The 18,458-nt window shown below is 73.8% G+C and carries 17 protein-coding genes; 6 read left to right on the top strand and 11 right to left on the bottom strand.

All coding sequences use genetic code 11. From position 1 onward, the window contains the following. Position 1: 1 nt before the first annotated feature. Positions 2–559 (bottom strand): sigma-70 family RNA polymerase sigma factor, encoded by a 558-nt coding sequence (locus tag ACIBJF_RS20345; protein WP_399175348.1) that lies wholly within the window; start codon positions 557–559, stop codon positions 2–4. Between the two features lie 331 nt (positions 560–890). Here ACIBJF_RS20345 and ACIBJF_RS20350 point away from each other — a divergent pair, with 331 nt between their 5' ends. From ACIBJF_RS20350 to ACIBJF_RS20360, 3 genes are all read left to right on the top strand, one after another. Next, complete coding sequence (locus ACIBJF_RS20350) at positions 891–1,910, top strand: aspartate-semialdehyde dehydrogenase (RefSeq protein ID WP_399175350.1); 1,020 nt, start codon at positions 891–893, stop codon at positions 1,908–1,910. Between the two features lie 137 nt (positions 1,911–2,047). Then, positions 2,048–3,388, top strand: a complete 1,341-nt coding sequence (locus ACIBJF_RS20355) for an RNA polymerase subunit sigma-70 (protein WP_399175351.1) — start codon at positions 2,048–2,050, stop codon at positions 3,386–3,388. 68 nt (positions 3,389–3,456) lie between these two features. Next, positions 3,457–4,215 (top strand): SDR family NAD(P)-dependent oxidoreductase, encoded by a 759-nt coding sequence (locus ACIBJF_RS20360; RefSeq protein WP_399175353.1) that lies wholly within the window; start codon positions 3,457–3,459, stop codon positions 4,213–4,215. 84 nt (positions 4,216–4,299) lie between these two features. Here ACIBJF_RS20360 and pepN read toward each other — a convergent pair whose 3' ends face one another. Beyond that, positions 4,300–6,876 carry an aminopeptidase N gene (gene pepN, locus ACIBJF_RS20365; protein ID WP_399175355.1) on the bottom strand — a complete coding sequence of 859 codons (2,577 nt, stop codon included), beginning with the start codon at positions 6,874–6,876 and terminating at the stop codon, positions 4,300–4,302. Between the two features lie 112 nt (positions 6,877–6,988). On the opposite strand from pepN, the gene ACIBJF_RS20370 reads away from it, so the two are divergent. Continuing rightward, the gene (locus tag ACIBJF_RS20370) at positions 6,989–7,480 is read left to right on the top strand and encodes a DUF1203 domain-containing protein (RefSeq protein WP_399175356.1); all 492 of its coding nucleotides are present in this window, start codon (positions 6,989–6,991) and stop codon (positions 7,478–7,480) included. Positions 7,481–7,502: 22 nt separating this feature from the next. Here ACIBJF_RS20370 and ACIBJF_RS20375 read toward each other — a convergent pair whose 3' ends face one another. Genes ACIBJF_RS20375 through ACIBJF_RS20395 form a run of 5 tightly spaced genes read right to left on the bottom strand, consistent with a single transcriptional unit; the run spans position 7,503 to position 12,675 of the window. Then, a complete protein-coding gene (locus ACIBJF_RS20375; RefSeq protein WP_399175442.1) occupies positions 7,503–8,441 on the bottom strand; it encodes a tetratricopeptide repeat protein in 939 nt (312 codons plus the stop codon). A gap of 58 nt (positions 8,442–8,499) precedes the next feature. Then, on the bottom strand, positions 8,500–9,423 hold the full coding sequence (locus tag ACIBJF_RS20380; protein ID WP_399175358.1) for a LysR family transcriptional regulator: 924 nt from the start codon (positions 9,421–9,423) through the stop codon (positions 8,500–8,502). Between the two features lie 17 nt (positions 9,424–9,440). Next, positions 9,441–10,367, bottom strand: a complete 927-nt coding sequence (locus ACIBJF_RS20385; protein WP_399175359.1) for a DMT family transporter — start codon at positions 10,365–10,367, stop codon at positions 9,441–9,443. A gap of 32 nt (positions 10,368–10,399) precedes the next feature. Then, positions 10,400–11,329 (bottom strand): EamA family transporter, encoded by a 930-nt coding sequence (locus tag ACIBJF_RS20390; RefSeq protein WP_399175360.1) that lies wholly within the window; start codon positions 11,327–11,329, stop codon positions 10,400–10,402. Then, positions 11,326–12,675 (bottom strand): MFS transporter, encoded by a 1,350-nt coding sequence (locus tag ACIBJF_RS20395; protein ID WP_399175362.1) that lies wholly within the window; start codon positions 12,673–12,675, stop codon positions 11,326–11,328. The genes ACIBJF_RS20390 and ACIBJF_RS20395 overlap by 4 nt, the downstream gene beginning before the upstream one ends. 108 nt (positions 12,676–12,783) lie before the next feature. Here ACIBJF_RS20395 and ACIBJF_RS20400 point away from each other — a divergent pair, with 108 nt between their 5' ends. Further along, positions 12,784–13,302: a MarR family winged helix-turn-helix transcriptional regulator gene (locus ACIBJF_RS20400; protein ID WP_399175363.1), complete on the top strand. Its 519-nt coding sequence runs from the start codon at positions 12,784–12,786 to the stop codon at positions 13,300–13,302. A gap of 8 nt (positions 13,303–13,310) precedes the next feature. Here the strand turns inward: ACIBJF_RS20400 and ACIBJF_RS20405 are convergent, their stop codons facing one another. Then, positions 13,311–14,798 carry an FAD-dependent monooxygenase gene (locus ACIBJF_RS20405; RefSeq protein WP_399175365.1) on the bottom strand — a complete coding sequence of 496 codons (1,488 nt, stop codon included), beginning with the start codon at positions 14,796–14,798 and terminating at the stop codon, positions 13,311–13,313. A 129-nt stretch (positions 14,799–14,927) separates the two neighbouring features. Between ACIBJF_RS20405 and ACIBJF_RS20410 the strand changes: the two genes are divergently transcribed. Further along, complete coding sequence (locus tag ACIBJF_RS20410; protein WP_399175367.1) at positions 14,928–15,506, top strand: TetR family transcriptional regulator; 579 nt, start codon at positions 14,928–14,930, stop codon at positions 15,504–15,506. Positions 15,507–15,641: 135 nt separating this feature from the next. Here ACIBJF_RS20410 and ACIBJF_RS20415 read toward each other — a convergent pair whose 3' ends face one another. From ACIBJF_RS20415 to ACIBJF_RS20425, 3 genes are read right to left on the bottom strand one after another with little or no spacing between them, the layout of a single operon-like run. After that, positions 15,642–15,917 carry a hypothetical protein gene (locus ACIBJF_RS20415; protein WP_399175369.1) on the bottom strand — a complete coding sequence of 92 codons (276 nt, stop codon included), beginning with the start codon at positions 15,915–15,917 and terminating at the stop codon, positions 15,642–15,644. A gap of 58 nt (positions 15,918–15,975) precedes the next feature. Further along, positions 15,976–18,066 (bottom strand): 4-alpha-glucanotransferase, encoded by a 2,091-nt coding sequence (malQ, locus tag ACIBJF_RS20420; RefSeq protein WP_399175370.1) that lies wholly within the window; start codon positions 18,064–18,066, stop codon positions 15,976–15,978. Continuing rightward, positions 18,067–18,360 (bottom strand): hypothetical protein, encoded by a 294-nt coding sequence (locus tag ACIBJF_RS20425; protein ID WP_399175371.1) that lies wholly within the window; start codon positions 18,358–18,360, stop codon positions 18,067–18,069. It lies immediately after the preceding gene. Positions 18,361–18,458: the final 98 nt, after the last annotated feature.

Below are 18,458 nucleotides of genomic sequence, written 5' to 3' on the forward strand. Positions count from 1 at the left end.
GTCACACCACCTCGTCCTCGTGCAAACGGTCGCGCAGGGCGCGGACCGCCGTGTGCAGCCTGCTCTTGACCGTGCCCTCGGGGATGTCCAGCTCCTCGGCGATGGCCCGGACGGGCAGGTCGGCGAAGAAGCGCAGGACGAGTACCTGCCGCTGCGCGGCGGGCAGGCCGTCCAGGCCCTGGGCGACGGCGAGGGAGAGCAGGCTGGTCTCCTCGCCGGAGGGGTGCGCGGGCTCGCGCAGCGCGGCCAGCCGCTCCCCCAGCCGCTCCTGGCGCCGCTTGGCCCGGTGCCAGTCCATGGCGAGGTTGGAGGCGACCACCGCCGCCCACGCCGACACGTCCCGCGGCGCCTCCCGCCCGCTCGCGGTCCGCTCCAGCAGCCGCAGCCGGACCTGCTGCACCCCGTCCGGCAGGTCCGACTGCGGCACCCCGCCGAGCGCGAGCACCGCCCGCACCCGGCGTTCCTGTGCCGCGTCCAGCGGGTCGTCGCCGGTACGGTCCCCACGGTCCGTACCGGCGGCGTACGCCCCCTGGTCGCGGCGCGCCCCTCCGCGCAGCACAAGCCACCCCCCTCACGCGTCTGCCCCTACGACGCGGCAGCGGGCCGAAACGTTCGGACCGGTTTCCGGCGGTCGCAGAGGCGTACGTCACATCGCCGTGTGGCCGGGAACCGCACGGGCAGGCACGAGACGGCACAGCTTGCGGCCCGGACCCGAGCCGGAGGGAATTTCTCCAGCTCAGCGGGGTGTTCGACGAAGGTACGGAACCGCCTGCCGGGTGATCGTGTCCCACTCCTCGGGCACGCCGCGCAAAGAATTGGACAGGTGGACCGGGGTCGGCCGCATGATGGAAAAGCCCCGGTCATGCACGAGACACAAAGAGGGAGTCACTGTGAGGGTCGGAATCGTCGGAGCCACCGGTCAGGTCGGCACGGTCATGCGCAGGATCCTCGCGGAGCGGAACTTCCCGGTGACGCAGCTGCGCCTGTTCGCCTCGGCGCGCTCGGCCGGCACCGTGCTGGACGGGGTGACGGTGGAGGACGCGGCGACCGCCGACTACACCGGCCTGGACATCGTGCTCTTCTCCGCGGGCGGCGCGACCTCCAAGGCGCTGGCCGAGAAGGTCGCCTCCCAGGGCGCCGTCGTGATCGACAACTCCTCCGCCTGGCGCAGGGACCCGGACGTGCCCCTGGTCGTGTCCGAGGTGAACCCGCACGCGGTCGCCGACCGCCCCAAGGGCATCATCGCCAACCCGAACTGCACCACGATGGCCGCGATGCCGGTCCTCAAGCCGCTGCACGAGGAGGCCGGCCTCGAAGCGCTGGTCGTCGCCACGTACCAGGCGGTGTCCGGTTCGGGTCTCGCGGGCGTGGCCGAGCTGCACGGCCAGGTGCAGAAGGTCGCCGACGAGGCCGACAAGCTGACCCACGACGGGCGGGCGGTCGACTTCCCCGAGCCGAACGTCTACAAGCGCACCATCGCCTTCAACGTGCTCCCGCTCGCGGGCAACATCGTCGACGACGGTCTGAACGAGACCGACGAGGAGCAGAAGCTGCGCAACGAGTCCCGCAAGATCCTGGAGATCCCGCAGCTGAAGGTCTCCGGCACCTGTGTGCGCGTGCCCGTCTTCTCCGGCCACTCCCTCCAGATCAACGCCCGCTTCGCCCGCCCGATCTCCCCGGAGCGCGCCACCGAGCTGCTCGCGGGGGCCCCGGGCGTCGCCCTCTCCGACATCCCGACCCCGCTGCAGGCGGCCGGCCAGGACCCCTCGTACGTCGGCCGCATCCGCCGCGACGAGACGGTGGACAACGGCCTCGCCCTGTTCGTCTCCAACGACAACCTCCGCAAGGGCGCCGCGCTGAACGCGGTCCAGATCGCGGAGCTGGTGGCGGCGGAGCTGTCCGGGAAGTAACCCCGGCCGAACGGCACAGGGGCAGTCACGGTCGTGTGGCCGCCCCTGTGCCGTTCTGCGTGTCCCGAGTTCGCACGGGCGGCTGACGGATACGGCCCCGGTGCGCGAGGATCGCCGGACCGGATCCGGAGCGGGAGGTGGGCGTGGACACGTGCGCGACCTGTGGTGGTCCTCTTCCGGCGCGGGCCGGGCGCCGGGGCCGTAGCTCGGTGTACTGCTCGGCGGCCTGCCGGCAGAAGGCGTACCGGGAGCGGCAGGACGGTGGCGGTGGCCTGGAGGAGCTGATCGAGTCGGTCGGCCGGCAGGCGGGCTCGCTGGTGCCGAGACCGGCCTCCGCCCTGTACGCGGGCGTGACCGAACTGTCCGCCTCCGTGGCCCGGCTGCGCCGCATCGCCCGCGTCGCGCGGGAGACCGCGGACCGTTCCGTCACGGAGCCCGGCGTGACGCAAAACCCGGGGACCGAACCCGCCGGCACGGTTTCCGTCACCGACGACCCCGTGACGGAATACGACGGGACACCGTTCGACGAGACCGCCTTCGCCGTGCTCACCGAATCGCACCGCCGGGAGATCCGCGCCCACTGCTATCGCATGACCGGCTCCTACGACGACGCCGAGGACCTGGTGCAGGAGACGTTCCTGCGGGCCTGGCGGGCCCGGGACGGGTATCAGGGCCGGGCGAGCGCCCGTACCTGGCTGTACCGCATCGCGACCAACGCCTGCCTGGACTTCCAGCGCCGTACCGCCCGCCGCCCGCAGACGTATGAGCCGCTGCCCGGCATGGACCACGGCACCGGCGAGCCGCCCGCCCGTATCACCTGGCTGCAGCCGTACCCGGACGACGAGCTGCCGGACAGCGCCGCGGAATCGCGCGAGACCGTCGAGCTGGTCCTGCTGGCCGCGCTGCAGCACCTGCCCGCCCGGCAGCGGGCCGCACTCGTCCTGCGCGACCTGCTCGGACTCACCGCCGCCGAGACCGCGCAGGCCCTCGAGACCTCCGTGGCCTCGGTCAACAGCGCGCTGCAACGCGCCCGTCCGGCCCTGCGCGAGCATCTGCCCGCGAGCCGTGCGGACTGGACGGCGACCTCGCCCACGGACGCCGAGCGGGCCGCGCTCCAGCGGTACATGACGGCCGCCGAGCGGCTCGACTTCGACGCGATGGCCGAGCTGCTGGCCGAGGACGTCACGCTGACGATGCCGCCCAACCCGTTCTGGTTCACCGGCCGCGAGGCCCTGCTCGCCTTCCTCCGCCCGAGCCTCGACCCGGCCTCGCCCGTGTTCCTCGGCCACTGGCGCCACCTGCCCGCCCACGCCAACGGACAGCTCGCGGCCGGGGGGTACGTCCGCCGCCCCGGTACCAGCGTCTACCGCGCCCAGGTCCTGGACGTGCTCCGCTTCGACGGCGCGGGCCGCATCACGGAGATCACCTCCTTCGAACCGCACCTGTTCCCGGCGTTCGCACTGCCGCTGCGGCTGTGAGCGATGAGTGCTCGGGGTGCCGTACGTCTGCATCGGTGAAACGGACACCGCCTCTGAAGGAGTTCACCATGTTGCTCACCGACAAGACCGCGATCGTCTACGGCGCCGGCGGCTCGATCGGCGGTGCGGTGGCCCGCGCCTTCGCCGAGCAGGGCGCCCGCGTCCACCTCGTCGGCCGTACCCGAAAGACGCTTCAGGCGGCGGCCGCCGGCCTCAAGGAGGCCGAGGTCGCCGTCGTGGACGCCCTCGACGAGGCGGCGGTGGAGGAGCACCTCGCGCAGGTGGGCGACGTCGACGTCTCGTTCAACCTGGTCACCCGCGGCGATGTGCAGGGCGCCCCGCTCACCGAGATGCCCGTGGACGACTTCCTGCGGCCGGTGATCAACGGCGCCCGCGCCAACTTCATCACCGCCCGTGCCGCCGGGCGCCGCATGGCCGAGCGCGGCTCGGGAGTCGTCCTCACCCTCAACAGCGGCTCCGCGCACGGCAGTCCGATGATGGGCGGCACGGGACCGGCCGATGCCGCGATCGACACGCTCGTACGGAATCTGGCGATCGAGCTGGGTCCGCGCGGGGTGCGGGCGGTGGGGCTGTGGGCGGCCGGGGTGCCCGAGACGTTCACCGTCGAGAAGCTGTCCGCCGTCAACCCGGCCATCGACGAGGCCGCCGTCCAGGGCATCGTCGACAACCTCGCGACGATGCGCATGACCCGCCGCAACCCCACCCTCGCCGAGGTCGCCGCCACCGCCGTCTTCCTCGCCTCCGACCTGGCGGCCGGCATCACCGGCACCTTCGTCAACGTCACCGGCGGGATGGTCGCCCGCTGAGCCGGGCAGGGCGCCCGAGGCGGGCGCGCCGTGCGGATACGAAAGGGCGCCCGGCTCGCGGGCCGGGCGCCCCTCTTCGCGGTGCTACTTGCCGGCCGCCGCGTCCGCCGCCTGGGCTTTCAGGGCCCGCTCGACGCCCGAGCGGGACTCCGAGACGAGGCGGCGCAGGGCCGCGTTCGGCTCGGCCGTGGCCAGCCAGGTGTCGGTCTTGGCGAGGGTCGCCTCGCAGACCTGAATCGCCGGGTACAGGCCGACGGCGATCTGCTGGGCGATCTCGTGCGACCGCGCGTCCCAGACGCCCTTGACGACCTCGAAGTACCGGTCCGCGTACGGCGCCAGCAGCTCGCGCTGGTCGGTCTGGACGAAGCCGCCGATCACGGCCTCCTGCACGGCGTTCGGCAGCTTGTCGGAGTCGACCACCGACGCCCAGGCCTCCGCCTTGGCCTCCACCGTCGGGCGGGCGGCGCGAGCCGTCGCCGCGTGCCGCTCGCCGGCGGCCGTCTTGTCCCGCTCGTACTCGGCCGCGATCTCCGCCTCGTCGAAGCGGCCGACCGCCGCCAGCCGCTCCACGAACGCCCAGCGCAGCTCGGTGTCCACGGCAAGGCCCTCGACGGTCTGGGTGCCCTCCAGCAGGGCTTCCAGCAGGTCCAGCTGCTCCGGGGTGCGGGCGGTCGCCGCGAAGGCGCGCGCCCAGGCCAGCTGGTGGTCGCTGCCCGGCTTCGCCGCCCGCAGATGGGCCAGCGTGGCGTCGGTCCAGCGGGTCAGCAGGGACTCGCGGGCCGCCGGGTCGGCGTACAGGTCGACGGCGAGCTTCACCTGGCGGTGCAGCGACTGCACGACACCGATGTCCGACTCCTTGGCGATGCCGGACAGGACCAGGGAGAGGTAGTCGCGGGTGGCCAGCTCCGCGTCGCGGGTCATGTCCCAGGCCGACGCCCAGCACAGGGCGCGCGGCAGGGACTGCTCGAAGTCGCCGAGGTGCTCGGTGACCGTCTGCAGGGACTCCTCGTCCAGGCGGACCTTGGCGTAGGACAGGTCGTCGTCGTTGAGCAGGATCACCGCCGGGCGGCGCTTGCCCGTCAGCTGCGGTACGGCCGTCAGCTCGCCGTCGACGTCCAGCTCGACGCGCTCGGTGCGGACCAGCTTGCCGGATTCGGCGTCGAGGTCGTACAGGCCGATGGCGATGCGGTGCGGGCGCAGGACCGGCTCGCCCTTGGCGCCGGCGGGCAGGGCCGGGGCCTCCTGGCGGACGGCGAAGGAGGTGACGACCCCGTCGGCGTCCGTCTGGATCTCCGGGCGCAGGACGTTGATGCCGGCCGTCTCCAGCCACTTCTTCGACCAGGTCTTCAGGTCGCGGCCGGAGGTCTCCTCCAGGGCGCCGAGCAGGTCGGACAGGCGGGTGTTGCCGTACGCGTGCCGCTTGAAGTAGGCCTGCACGCCCTTGAAGAACTCGTCCTGGCCGACGTACGCGACGAGCTGCTTGAGCACGCTCGCGCCCTTGGCGTACGTGATGCCGTCGAAGTTGACGAGCACGTCGTCCAGGTCGCGGATGTCCGCCATGATCGGGTGCGTGGACGGCAGCTGGTCCTGCCGGTACGCCCAGGTCTTCATGGAGTTGGCGAACGTGGTCCACGAGTGCGGCCACTTCGAGCCGGGGGCGGCGGCCTGGCAGGCGATGGAGGTGTAGGTGGCGAACGACTCGTTCAGCCACAGGTCGTTCCACCACTCCATGGTGACGAGGTCGCCGAACCACATGTGGGCCAGCTCGTGCAGGATCGTCTCCGCCCGGACCTCGTACGCCGCGTCGGTCACCTTGGACCGGAAGACGTACTGGTCGCGGATGGTGACGGCGCCCGCGTTCTCCATCGCGCCCGCGTTGAACTCGGGCACGAACAGCTGATCGTACTTCTCGAAGGGGTAGGCGTAGTCGAACTTCTCCTGGAACCAGTCGAAGCCCTGCCGGGTCACCTCGAAGATCGCGTCCGAGTCCAGGAACTCGGCGAGGGAGGGGCGGCAGTAGATGCCCAGCGGCACGCTCTGCCCGTCCTTCTCGTACACGCTGTGCACCGAGTGGTACGGGCCCGCGATGATCGCCGTGATGTACGTCGAGATGCGCGGGGTCGGCTCGAAGGCCCAGACGTTGTCCTGCGGCTTGGGGGTCGGCGAGTTCGAGACGACCGTCCAGCCCTCGGGCGCGCGCACGGTGAACTGGAAGGTGGCCTTCAGGTCCGGCTGCTCGAAGGAGGCGAACACCCGGCGGGCGTCCGGGACCTCGAACTGGGTGTAGAGGTAGGCCTGCTCGTCGACCGGGTCGACGAAGCGGTGGAGGCCCTCGCCGGTGTTGGTGTAAGCGCAGTCCGCGACGACCCGCAGGACGTTGCGCCCCTCCAGCAGCCCCGGCAGGGCGATCCGCGAGTCCTCGAAGACCTCGGCGGGGTTCAGCTGGTCGCCGTTGAGCACCACCTCGTGCACGGCCGGCGCCACCAGGTCGATGAAGGACTCGGCGCCGCCGCGGGCCGCGTCGAAGCGCACCGTGGTCACGGACCTGTAGGTACCGCCCTCCTGCGCGCCGGAGAGGTCGAGATCGATCTCGTACGAGTCAACGGTGAGCAGCTCGGCCCGCTGCTGCGCCTCTTCGCGAGTCAGGTTTGTGCCAGGCACGCGGTCATCTCCTCGTTATGTGTGGGTTGTGCCATCCTTCCATGCCGCCCACCGGGAAGGCGATGTCCGGTTCCCGCCGGTGAGCGGGGCGTCGCGGCAGGACGCTGGAGACATGACGACGACAGACACGACGACGGCGCACACCGCACGCCCCATCCGGCTCCGGGTCCTCAAGGAGCTGCGGGCCGCCGACGACGCCGGCCGGCCCCCGGCCCCCTTCACCGACGAGGAGGGCGGCGCCCCGCTGCGCTGCTGTCTGCGCCGCAGCGAGCCGGGCGAGCGGATCGCTCTGGTGTCGTACGCGCCGCTGCGCCGCTGGGCGGCCGAGACGGGCGCCGAGCCGGGCGCGTACGACGAGCAGGGCCCGGTCTTCATCCACGCCGAGGACTGCCCGGGCCCGTCGCCGGACGCCGCCCTGCCCTTCACGAACGCCCCTCGCGTGCTGCGCCGCTACTCGGCCGAGGGCCGGATCCTGGGCGGCCGCCTGACGGACGACGGCTTCCCGTCCGCCCTCACCGAGGCCTTCGCCGACCCGGAGGTGGCGGTGGTGCATGTGCGGGCGGTGGAGTACGGGTGCTTCCTGTATGAGGTGCGGCGGGGCTGAGGGGGCCGGGCAGCCAGCCCACTCAGCCGTTCCGGAAGCGGCGGGCCGCGGCCACGAGCTCGGCGGGCAGGCCGGGGCCGGCACAGGCGTGGTCGATCAGCAGGTCCCGGTACGAGTCGTTCGGCAGGCTCGGCGCCAGCTCGATGAGTTCGCCCAGGTCGGCGGGCGAGCCGGTGAGCCGGGCCCGGTAGGCGGCCCCGGCCGCGCGCAGGTCGAGCTCGCCCGGCTCATGCGTCATCCCCTGGCCGATCAGCCGGACCGCCTCGGCGAAGTCGCCCTGCTCGGCACGCACGTCGGCCAAGTCGAGATACAGCGACCAGTTGGCCGGGTCCAGGGCGAGGGCGCGCTCGAACGCCGCCACGGTCCGTTCGGCGTCCCCCAGCTTGCGCCACGTGCCGGCGCGCACGACCGCCGTCATCATGACCGGCTCCACGGAGTCCGCCAGGTCGCAGAGGGCGAGCGACGCGTCGGTACGACCGCACGCCCGCAACAGGATGGCCATCTTGTCGAGCGCCTCCGGCAGCGGCTCGCGGGCGGCGACCGCGTCGACGGCCCGGAACCACGGCCGGAACCGTTCCCGCATGCTCTCGGTGTCCAGATCACGGCCGTAGTCCATGGTCCGCATCGCGGCCTCGGCCAGCGCTTCGGCACTCACCGCGCCGAGGAAGCGCTCATCGCCGAACCAGGGGGCACCGGCCCACGCGATGTCGGGCCGCACACCGGTGACCGACCCGAGCGCGAGCACCGCGTCGTCCATGGCGCCGTCGAGGAAGCTGACGTAGGACCGCGCCAGGACCGCCCGCAGGGAGTCGGCCCCTTCGACGACTTCGGCCAGCTCCGACCGCCGCTCCCGCCACAGCTCCTCCAGCACCGCATAGGGCTCGGGGTCCTCGGGCGCGGTGGCGATGGCACCCACCAGATGGTCGACGGCTGCCGCGGGACTGCCCCCGCAGTGCGCCATGACCCGCGCGAGACCTACTGCGGCCGTTACCGCTCGATTCGACACCGGCGGAGTGTATCTACCGGGTGAAGCCCCCGGGGTGACCACCGGCGGCGGCAGCGGCCAGCAGTGCGTCCAGCACCCGGTTCACCGCCCGCCCCGTCTCACCGCCCCTGCGCACCGCCGCCGTCACATGCCGGACCGGGCCGTCCGCCCCGAGGTCCCGCATGACCACCCCGTCGCGGCGGCCCGCGGCCATGCGGGGGACCAGGGCGACGCCCATGCCCGCCTCCACCATGGCGAGGATCGCGGTCCAGCCGGAGGCCGAATGGCCCTGGTGGGGGCTGAAGCCGGCGGCCTCGCAGGCGCGGCGGGTGATGTCCGACCAGGGGCCGCTGCCGCCGAAGATCCAGGGGTCCGCGGCCAGGTCGGTCAGGTTCAGCGAGTCCGCGCGGGCGAGGGGGTGGTCCGGGGGCAGGGCCACGTCCAACGGGTCGGCCAGCAGGGGGACCTGGGTGAAGCGGGGGTCGGCCGCGCTCGGGGCCTCGGCCGCGAGGGACAGGGCGAGGTCCACCTCCCCGGCGGCCAGGAGGTCGTACGCCTCGGCGGCCTCCGCCTCCCGCACCCGGACGCTCACCCCGGGGTGCGTGTCCCGCAGGGCCCGTACGGCCGGTACGACCAGGGCGGGGACGGACGTCGGGAACGCGCCGACCCTCACCTCCCCCGCCTCCCCCTGGGTGTATGCCGCCAACGCGGCTTCCGTGCGCTCCAGTTGCTCGAAGACCGGCTCGGTGTGGGCCAGCACCAGACGGGCCGCGTCGGTGAGCCGTACCCGGCGGCCCTGCGCCTCCAGCAGGGGCACGCCGAGCTGCCGGGCGAGGTTGGTGAGCTGCTGGGAGACGGCGGAGGGGGTCATGTGCAGGGCCTCGGCCGTCGCGGTCACGGTGCCGCGCTCGCGCAGGGTGCGCAGGATCTGCAGCTTCCGGATGTCCCACTCGGCCATGCCGGGAAAGCTACACGTCAGCGGCGTGGCCCCGCGCCCAGGACGACCCCGCCCAGGATCAGCGCCATCGACAGCAGCTGCGGCGGCCCCGCCGTCTCGCCGAGCAGGGCCCAGGACAGCAGGGCGACGCAGACCGGCTGGAGGTGGTAGACGATGCCCGCGCGGGTGGCGCCGATCAGGGCGATGGCCTTGTTCCAGGCGAAGAAGGCCACCGCGGAGGAGGCGACGCCGACGTAGAGGAGGGGCAGGGCGGTGGCGGGCGTGGGGTGGAAGGAGCCCTGCACGGCCACGCTCACCGTCTGCACGGGCAGGAGGAGGACCGTGCCGGTCAGGAACGTGGTGAACAGGAAACCGGTGCCGTGGAGTTGGGCGGGCTTGCGGCGCAGCAGCGCGCTGTAGCCGGCGAAGCAGCAGGCCGCCGCGATCATCCACAGACTGCCGGACGTCAGGCGCGCGCCGCCGCCGCCGAGCAGTGCCACACCCCCGCAGGCGATGAGCAGCCCGGTGGTGCGCCGGGCGCCGAGCCGTACGCCGCCCAGCCGTTCGAACACCGCCATGAGCACCGGCGCGGCGGCCATGATCATGCCCATGGTGGCGGCCGGGGTGGTCAGTGCAGCCTGGTTGACAAGGGTGTTGTAGGTGGCCACGCCGAGGAGGGAGGCGAGGAGGACATGGCGCACGTGACGGCGGATCAAGGTCCGCTGCCGCCAGGCCCGGCGGGCGCCGAAGGGGGCCACGGCCAGGAGTGCGACGACCCAGCGCCAGAAGGCGTGCTGGACGGGCGGGACGCTGTCGTGCAGGCCGCGTGAGATGACGAAGCTGTCGGACCAGACGAGGGTGGCGAGGGCGGCGAGGGCGAGGCCGGCCGCGGGGGCGGCGGCCTTGCGGGCGGGTGCGGTGGCGGATGCGGCGGAAGTGGTGGTCCTCGGCAGGACGGCGGCCACGGGGCTCCTTTCGGCGGTGGTGGGTCCGTGTCCTACCGTCGCAGCGCCGGATCCATCAGGTCCATCGAAACTTTTCGACCATTCTTTTCAGGTGAACTGAACGATCGCCGCCGGCCTCCGCCGAGCTGTCCCGCCAGCGTCGCGCCGAACGCCAGCGCCATGCCCGCCACCTGCACCGGTGTGAGCGCCTGGCCGAGCGCCGCCCAGCCGACGACGGCCGCGGTGAGCGGGGAGAGCGGGCCGAGGAAGGCGACCTGGGTGGCGGTGAGCCGGCCGATGCCACGGAACCAGAGCCAGTACGCCACCGCCGTGTTGGCCAGGGCCAGACAGAGGTAGCCGCCCGCGGCACGGGCGTCCAGGGCCGGCGGGGCGCCCTCCGCCAGGACGGCGAGCGGCGCGATGAGCAGGCCGCCCGCGGTGAGCTGCCAGCCGGTGAGCGCCAGCGGACCTACGCCCTCCGGACGGCCCCACCGCTTGGTCAGCACCGTACCGGCGGCCATGGAGGCGGTGGCGGCGACGGCCGCGAGGACGCCCACGACATCGAGGCTTCCGGTTCCCTGGAGCACGACGAGGCTGACGCCGAGCGCGGCCGCGGCACCGGTGACGAGCGTGCGCGGGGCCGGGCCCTGCCCGAGCAGCAGCGCCGAGAGGCCGACGACGAACAGCGGCTGGACCGAGCCGACGACGGCGGCCATCCCGCCGGGCAGCCGGTACGCCGACACGAACAGCAGCGGGAAGAAGGCGCCGATGTTCAGCGCGCCGAGCACCGCCGACCGCCACCACCAGCCGCCCCGCGGCAGCACCCGGGTCAGCGCCAGCAGGAGCAGTCCGGCGGGCAGGGCCCGCAGGAGAGCCGTGAACAGGGGCCGGTCCGGCGGAAGGAACACGGTGGTGACGGCGTAGGTGGTGCCCCAGGAGACCGGGGCGAGCGCGGTGAGCGGGACGGTCAGGGATCGCTTCACGACCGGTTCCCTTCGGGACGCGTGAGGACGGGGGCGGGTGCGGTGGCGGGGGCATGACCGCGGGCCACCGTCGTCGGCAGCGGCCGTACCGCCTGTGCCGGCAGCCGGGGTTCCGTCCGGATCAGGAGGGCCGCGGCGACGGCCGAGGTGAGGACGAGGACGGCCCACGGCGCCCGGCCGTCCAGGGCCAGCAGGGCGGTGAAGAGGGAGGGCGCCACGGCCTTCGCCAGCGACCAGGACATCTGGTACGCCGCCAGGTACCGGCCGCGCACCGCTTCGGGAGCCGCCGCCACCGCGAGCACCTGGGCGGCGGGGCTGTGGATCAGCTCGCCGAGGGTGTAGACGACGACCACGGCGACCAGGGCCCCGCCCAGGACCGTGGCCGAGCCCGGCCGTACGGTGCCGAGCACGATCTGCGCGGCGAAGGCGGTCGCGAACAGGGCGCCGCCCAGCGCCGCCGCCCGGGTGCGCCGGGCCCCGGCCCCGCGGACCCGCGCGCCGACCCCGATCCCGGCGACCGCGCACAGCACGGTGTTGAGGGTGAACGCGGCGCCGGTGAGCACCGAGGGCCCGTGCAGCCACTCCACCATGAACAGCGGGAAGAGCACCGACAGGGCCGAATAGCTCAGCGCGTTCAGGAAGTTGGCGCCGGTGACGACCAGGAAGGGCCGGTCGGCGAGGACGAGCCGGTAGCCGGCGCCCGCCCGGCGCGCGACCGGGGCCGCAGCACCCGCCGCACGCACCTGCCGCAGGGGGCGCAGCGGCCGCAGCAGCAGCGCCGCGAGCGCGAAGGAGAGGGCGTTGCCCCAGGCCGCGTACGTGTAACCGGCGCTGCCCGCGAGGGAGACGACCAGCGTGGCCAGCAGCGCACCGGCCCCGTTGCCGGCGTTCTGCAGGGCGCGCGTCGACGCCTGCAGCCGGTCCTGCCCCGCCCCGCGCGCCACCTCGCCGATCAGGGACTGCTGGGCGGCGGGGAAGGCCCGGTCGGCGGCGGCCGTGACCAGGGCGACGGCCGCGAAGGCGGGGAGGGAGTGGGCGAAGGGGTAGAGGGCGAAGCCGGCGACTCGGACGCCGTACAGGGCGTACTGCACCCGCTTCGCGCCGTACCGGTCCACCGCCGCGCCGGCGAGCGGGAGTACGGCGATGCCCGCGAGGCCGGTGGCGGTGAGCACGGCGCCCACGACCGTGAACGACAGCCCGGTGACGGCGTGGAAGAAGACCAGCGTGAACGGCACGTACATGCCGGTGCCGATGCCGTTGACGGCCGCGGTGAGGGGCAGGGTCCACTCGCCGGGGACGCGCTCGTCCGCTGTGCGCTCTCCGCGCCTTGCCTTCGGCGTTGTCATGTGCCGCCCCCTCGGAAAGTCAGCTTGGCAGGAAGTAGCTTAGCGCTAAGCAACTTTCTCGCAAGCTACTTTCTTGCGAGTGAACATCATGCGGGCGATACTCGGCACATGGACGAAGGCCGCCAGCAGCGCAGGGATCCCGTCGACGCGATCATCGACCAGTGGGCGGCCGTGCGGCCCGACCTCGACTCCAGGGCGATGGAGGTCTTCGGGCGGATCTACCGCCTCTCGCGCACCATGGGCGACCGCATGGAGAAGGCGTACCAGCCCTACGGCATCTCACGCGGCGAGTTCGACGTGCTCGCGACCCTGCGCCGTACCGGCGAGCCGTACACCCTCTCGCCGCGCCAGCTGTCGGCCACCCTCATGCTCACCACCGGCGGGATGACCGGGCGCCTCGACAAGCTGGAGAAGGCCGGCCTGCTGCGCCGCTCCCCCGATCCGCACGACCGCCGGGGCCTGAAGGTGACGCTGACCGAGAAGGGGCTGGACGTCATCGACCGGGCGGTCGGCGCGGGCCTCGCGGTCCAGACGGAGGCCCTGTCGCTCCTCGACGACGAGCAGGTCGGCCAACTGGCCGACCTGCTCAGGGAGTTGCTCGCGGGGACGTTGGAGGCGCCGCACTGAGCAGCGGTCTAGCCGCCGACGTGGGCGGCGACCGCCGCCTCGGTGTCCGCCGCGCCGGCCGAGTCGGCGGCCCAGGCCGCGTATCCGTCGGGGCGGACCAGCACGGTCGTCCGGCGGCCGCTCGCCCAGTGCGCCACGGTGAGCCGGTCCGCGCGGCCGGGCCCCGCCTCGTACGGCTCCGGGGTGATCAGCACGAACCGGCCGCCGCGTAGGGCCTCATAGAGCCGGTCGCCGCCGGCCAGGGCGACGTCCGGGACCCGGGTGCCGGTGAGGCGGTGGGCGCCGCGCGGAGCGGGGTAGCGGTAGCCGACGCCGGTGACCTGGCCGGCGACCTTGCGCCGGGCGGGGCCGACGGCGTTCAGGAACGTGGTGAGCGCGGCGCGGGCCGCGAGGGTCCACGGGCGCTTGGCCATGGCGAGGCGGACGATCCCGCCGCTGCTGCGCAGCACCGACCTGCCCACGGGGTGCCGCTCGGCCTGGTAGGTGTCGAGCAGCGCGGGGTCCGCGTGTCCGGTGACGACCGCGGCGAGCTTCCAGCTCAGGTTGGCCGCGTCCTGGAGTCCGGTGTTCATGCCCTGGCCGCCGGCCGGGGTGTGCACGTGCGCGGCGTCGCCGGCGAGGAAGACCCGGCCGACCCGGTAGGCGGGCGCCTGCCGTTCGTCGCTGTGGAAGCGGGACATCCAGCGGGCGTCGTGCATCCCGAAGTCCCGGCCGAGGGCGAGCCGGGTGATCTCCCGGATCTCCGCCAGGTCCAGCGGCTCGGTGTCGGGGACGTTGCGGCCGCGGTGCCAGCCGATCACCCGGTAGTAGCCGTCGCCGAACGGCGCGAGGAAGGCGAAGGCGTCGCCGACGGCGTTGACTGTCAGCAGGGTCGGCGGCTCCTCGGCGAGCCGGACGTCGGCGAGGACCACGGACCGGATCACCGACTTGCCCGGGAAGGGCAGCCCGATCGCGTCCCGTACCGCGCTGCGCATGCCGTCGGCGCCGACGACGTACGCCGCCCGCAGCGTCTGCGTACGCCCCTCGGGCCCGCGCGCCTGCACGCTCACGCCGTCGGCGTCCTGCGTGAGCCCGGTCAGCTCGGTCTCGTACCGGAAGTCGACGCCCGCCTCGACCGCCCGGCGCTCCAGGACCTTCTCGACCTCGTACTGCGGCAGGACGAGGAGGTGGTTGAACCGGGAGGGAAGGGCGCCGAGGTCGACGGTGAGTCGGCCGAAGAGGTTGAGACGGTCGAGGGGTTGGCCGACCTTTTCGAGGTCGTCGGCGAGGGCGCGGGCGTCGAGCTGTTCGAGGGTGCGGGCGTGCAGGACGAAGGCGCGGGAGAGGTTGCTGATTTTGTGGGGGCGCTTTTCGAGGACGGTGACCGGGACGCCGGCGGTGGCGAGGTCGCCGGCGAGAAGCAGGCCGGCGGGGCCGGAGCCGACGACGATGACGGTTCCGGTGGCGCCGGTGACGTCGTGGGCGCGGGTGCCGTTGTGGCCAGTGGTGCCGGTCATGGTGGCCTCCTGGGTGCCAACGCTTGTTGGTCAACGTCCGTTGGTCAACGCTTGTTGGCAAGCCTAGAACCATGCGCCTGAGGCAGTCAACACTTGTTGGCCCACGCATGTTGGCCTACGCTCGTTGGCATGACCGGCACCACGAAGAGCAACCAGGCGCGCCGCTCCGACGCCACCCGTACCGCCATCCTCGACGCCGCCCGCGAGCGGTTCGCCGCCGACGGCTACGAGCGGGCCACCATCCGCGCGATCGCCAGGGACGCGCGCATCGACCCGTCCATGGTGATGCGGTACTACGGCAGCAAGGAGGGCCTCTTCGCCGCGGCCGTCGCGCTGGACCTGCGGCTGCCCGACCTGACCGGCGTCCCGCAAGGCGAGGTGGGCCGGGCGCTGGTGAGCCACTTCCTCGGCGTGTGGGAGGAGAACGAGGAGCTGACGGCCGTCCTGCGGGTCGGCGCCACCAACCAGGCCGGGGCCGAGCGGATGCAGGGCATCTTCCGGGACCAGCTGCTGCCGGTGGCCCGGCAGGTGTGCCCCGATCCCGAGCAGGTCCCGGCGCGGGCCGCGCTGTGTGCCGCGCAGCTGCTCGGGCTGGCCCTGACCCGCTATGTGCTGCGGCTGCCGGCGGCGCGGGAACTGACCCGCGAGGAACTGCTGGCGTGGCTCGGGCCGACCGTGCAGCGGTATCTGACCGCGCCGAATCCCTGAGCCGCGCCGGACCGCGCCGGACCGCGCAAAGGCCCGGAAAGACGAAACGCCGAGGGCGCCGACCTCACCCGGGTACGGCGTCGCGCGCGTACCGACGGGAGGACAGGCGCCCCCGGCGAGAGAACCGGTGTCCGGTCAGGCCTTGGCCTTGGCCTCGGACTTCACGTTGGACGAGGGCTTGATCGTCCTGATCTTGGACTTGTCCAGCGCCATCACCAGGCCGGCGATGACCGCGAACAGCGCGATCGGGAGCAGCACGTAGAGGCCCAGCGTCTGGATGACGCTCAGGCCGGGGCCGGGGTCGTCGCCGTCGTCGCGGGTCAGCGCGAGCGCGGGGGACGACATGAGCAGCATCATCAGCGTCGTACCGGCGGCCAGGGCGCCGGCGCGCAGGGCGTTCTTCTTGTCCACGATCTCAAGTTAGCGAACCCCCTGAAGCGGCGCGCGCCCGGGGTCCCGTACCGGGGGTTCACACGCTCCTGGCCTGCTCGAACACATGGAGTAGTGCCCGCAGCCGGGGGGAGGCCGTCAGATCCTCCAGCGGCACCGGCCGGCCCTCCCGGTCCGCGATCGGCAGCCGCCAGTTCGGGTACTGGTCCCAGGTCCCCGGGAGGTTCTGCGGGCGGCGGTCGCCGACGCCGTCCGGGAGCCAGACGCCGACCAGCCGGGCCGGGGTGCGCAGCAGGAAGCGGTGGACGGCGCGGATCTCCTCCTCCTCGTCGGAGCCGGGCGGCCCGGCGGCGGTCAGATCCAGCAGGCCGAGGCTGCCCAGCAGGGCGAGCCACTCGGCGGCCTCGGCGACGGCCTCGGCGCGTTCCTCCGTCGCCGGGCGGGTGAGCAGGCCCAGGCGGTCGCGCAGGTCGACGTGGTCGCCGGTGAGCCGGGCGGCGGTGGGCGGCAGGTCGTGGGTGGTGGCGGTGGCCAGGCAGTCGGCGCGCCAGCGTTCGGGCGGCAGCGGGCGTCCGTCGCCCTCCCAGTCGCGTTCGAACCACAGCACCGAGGTGCCGAGCACCCCGCGCCGCTGCAGCGTCTCGCGGACGCCGGGCTCGACGGTGCCGAGGTCCTCGCCGATGACGAGGGCCCCGGCGCGGTCGGCCTCCAGGGCGAGGATCGCGAGCATGGCGTCGGCGTCGTAGCGGACGTAGGTGCCCCCGGTGGGCGGACTGCCCTGGGGGACCCACCACAGCCGGAACAGGCCCATGACGTGGTCGATACGCAGAGCGCCGGCGTAGCGGAAGAGGGCGCGCAGCAGCTCGCGGTAGGGGGCGTAGGCGGTGGCGGCGAGCCGGTCGGGGCGCCAGGGCGGCAGACCCCAGTCCTGGCCACGGGCGTTGAAGGCGTCGGGCGGGGCGCCGACGGACATGCCGGCGGCGAACACGTCCTGCTGGGCCCAGGCGTCGGCGCCGAGGGGGTGCACGCCGACGGCGAGGTCGTGCACGATCCCGACGGGCATGCCGGCCTCGCGGGCGGCGCGCTGGGCGGCGCGGAGCTGGCCGTCGGTGAGCCAGGCCAGGCGGGCGTGGAACTCGACGCGGTCGGCGAGGCCGGCGCGGGCGCGGGCGGTCTCGGCCGAGCGGGGGTCCCGCAGGGCCGAGGGCCACCGCTGCCAGTCGGAGCCGTGGACCTCGGCGAGGGCGTACCAGGTGGCGTGGTCGTCGAGGGCCTGACCGTGGGCGGCGCGGAAGTCGTCGTAGGCGGCCCGGCGGCCGGGGCCGAGGGGGACGGCCAGGACCAGGTCCAGCGCCTCGCGCTTGAGCTCCCACACCGCGTCCCGGTCGATGAGGGCGCCCTTGTCGAGGACGTCGGCGCGCAGTCGTCCGGCCCGCTCCAGCAGGGTGCTCAGCCGCTCGCGGTCCTCGGCGTAGGCGTACTCGGGGATGTCCTCGATCCGCAGGTGGACGGGGTCGGGGAAGCGGCGCGAGGACGGGCGGTAGGGGGAGGGGTCGGTGGGGGCGCCGGGCACGCCCGCGTGCAGCGGGTTGACCTGGACGAATCCGGCGCCGGCGGTGCGTCCGGCCCAGCCGGCCAGCTCGGCGAGGTCACCGAGGTCGCCCATGCCCCAGGAGCGGCGGGACAGCAGGGAGTACAGCTGGACGAGGAGGCCGTGGGAGCGGCCGGGCGGGGCGGGCAGCCGGTCGGGGGCGACGACGAGGTGGGCGTGGCCGGTGCGGCCGTCGGGCGCGAGGGCGGTCACCCGGTGCACGCCGAGCGGCGGTTCGGCGGCGGTGTCCCGCTCCTCGCCGTCCTCGGTCTCGACGCGCAGGCGGGTGCCGGGCGGCAGCGCGGCGAGGGCGGCGGGGCCCTGCGGGTCGCCGGCCCAGTGCACGAGCGTCGGCGGCAGCAGGCGCTCGCGCAGCTCGTGTTCGCGTGCGGCGAGGGCGGTGCCTACGGCGTCGGGGCCGGCCGCGTCGACGCCGAGGGCGGCCAGGGCGGCGACCACGGCGGAGGCGGGGACCGGGACGTCGCGACCCGGGGCGGGGCTGTAGGAGGTGGCGACCCCGTGCAGGCCGGCGAGCCGGGACAGGTCCTCGTCCGCGAAGTCCTCGAACGCCCCGGTCATCTACGGCCTCGCGCCATAGGCACCGGACTCGTACGACCCCGCGCCGTAGCTGTCGGATGCGTACGCCCCCGCGCCGAAGGCGTCCGACTCGCTGGTCAGCGGGGCGGCCTCGGCGAGCGGCGGCTCGCTGGTCAGGGGCTCGGCGTCGGGCAGGGGCGGCTCGCTGGTCAGCGGGGCCTGGGCGCAGGCGCTCTCGGCGCTGAAGACGCACGCCTGGGTGTCGTGGGGTTCGGCGGACGGGTCCGCCGGGGGTTTCGACGGGGCCGGGACCGAGAGGTGAGCCAGTGCGGCCACGGGGGCCTCCTCTGCTGGGGGTTCTGCGGGCGGTCGGATGTTGTCGCTTTGAACGGATTACGGCAGGCCTACCCCCTGACGGCGCGGGCACTCCCGAC

The organism is Streptomyces sp. NPDC050743, assembly GCF_044456925.1.
Classification (GTDB): domain Bacteria; phylum Actinomycetota; class Actinomycetes; order Streptomycetales; family Streptomycetaceae; genus Streptomyces.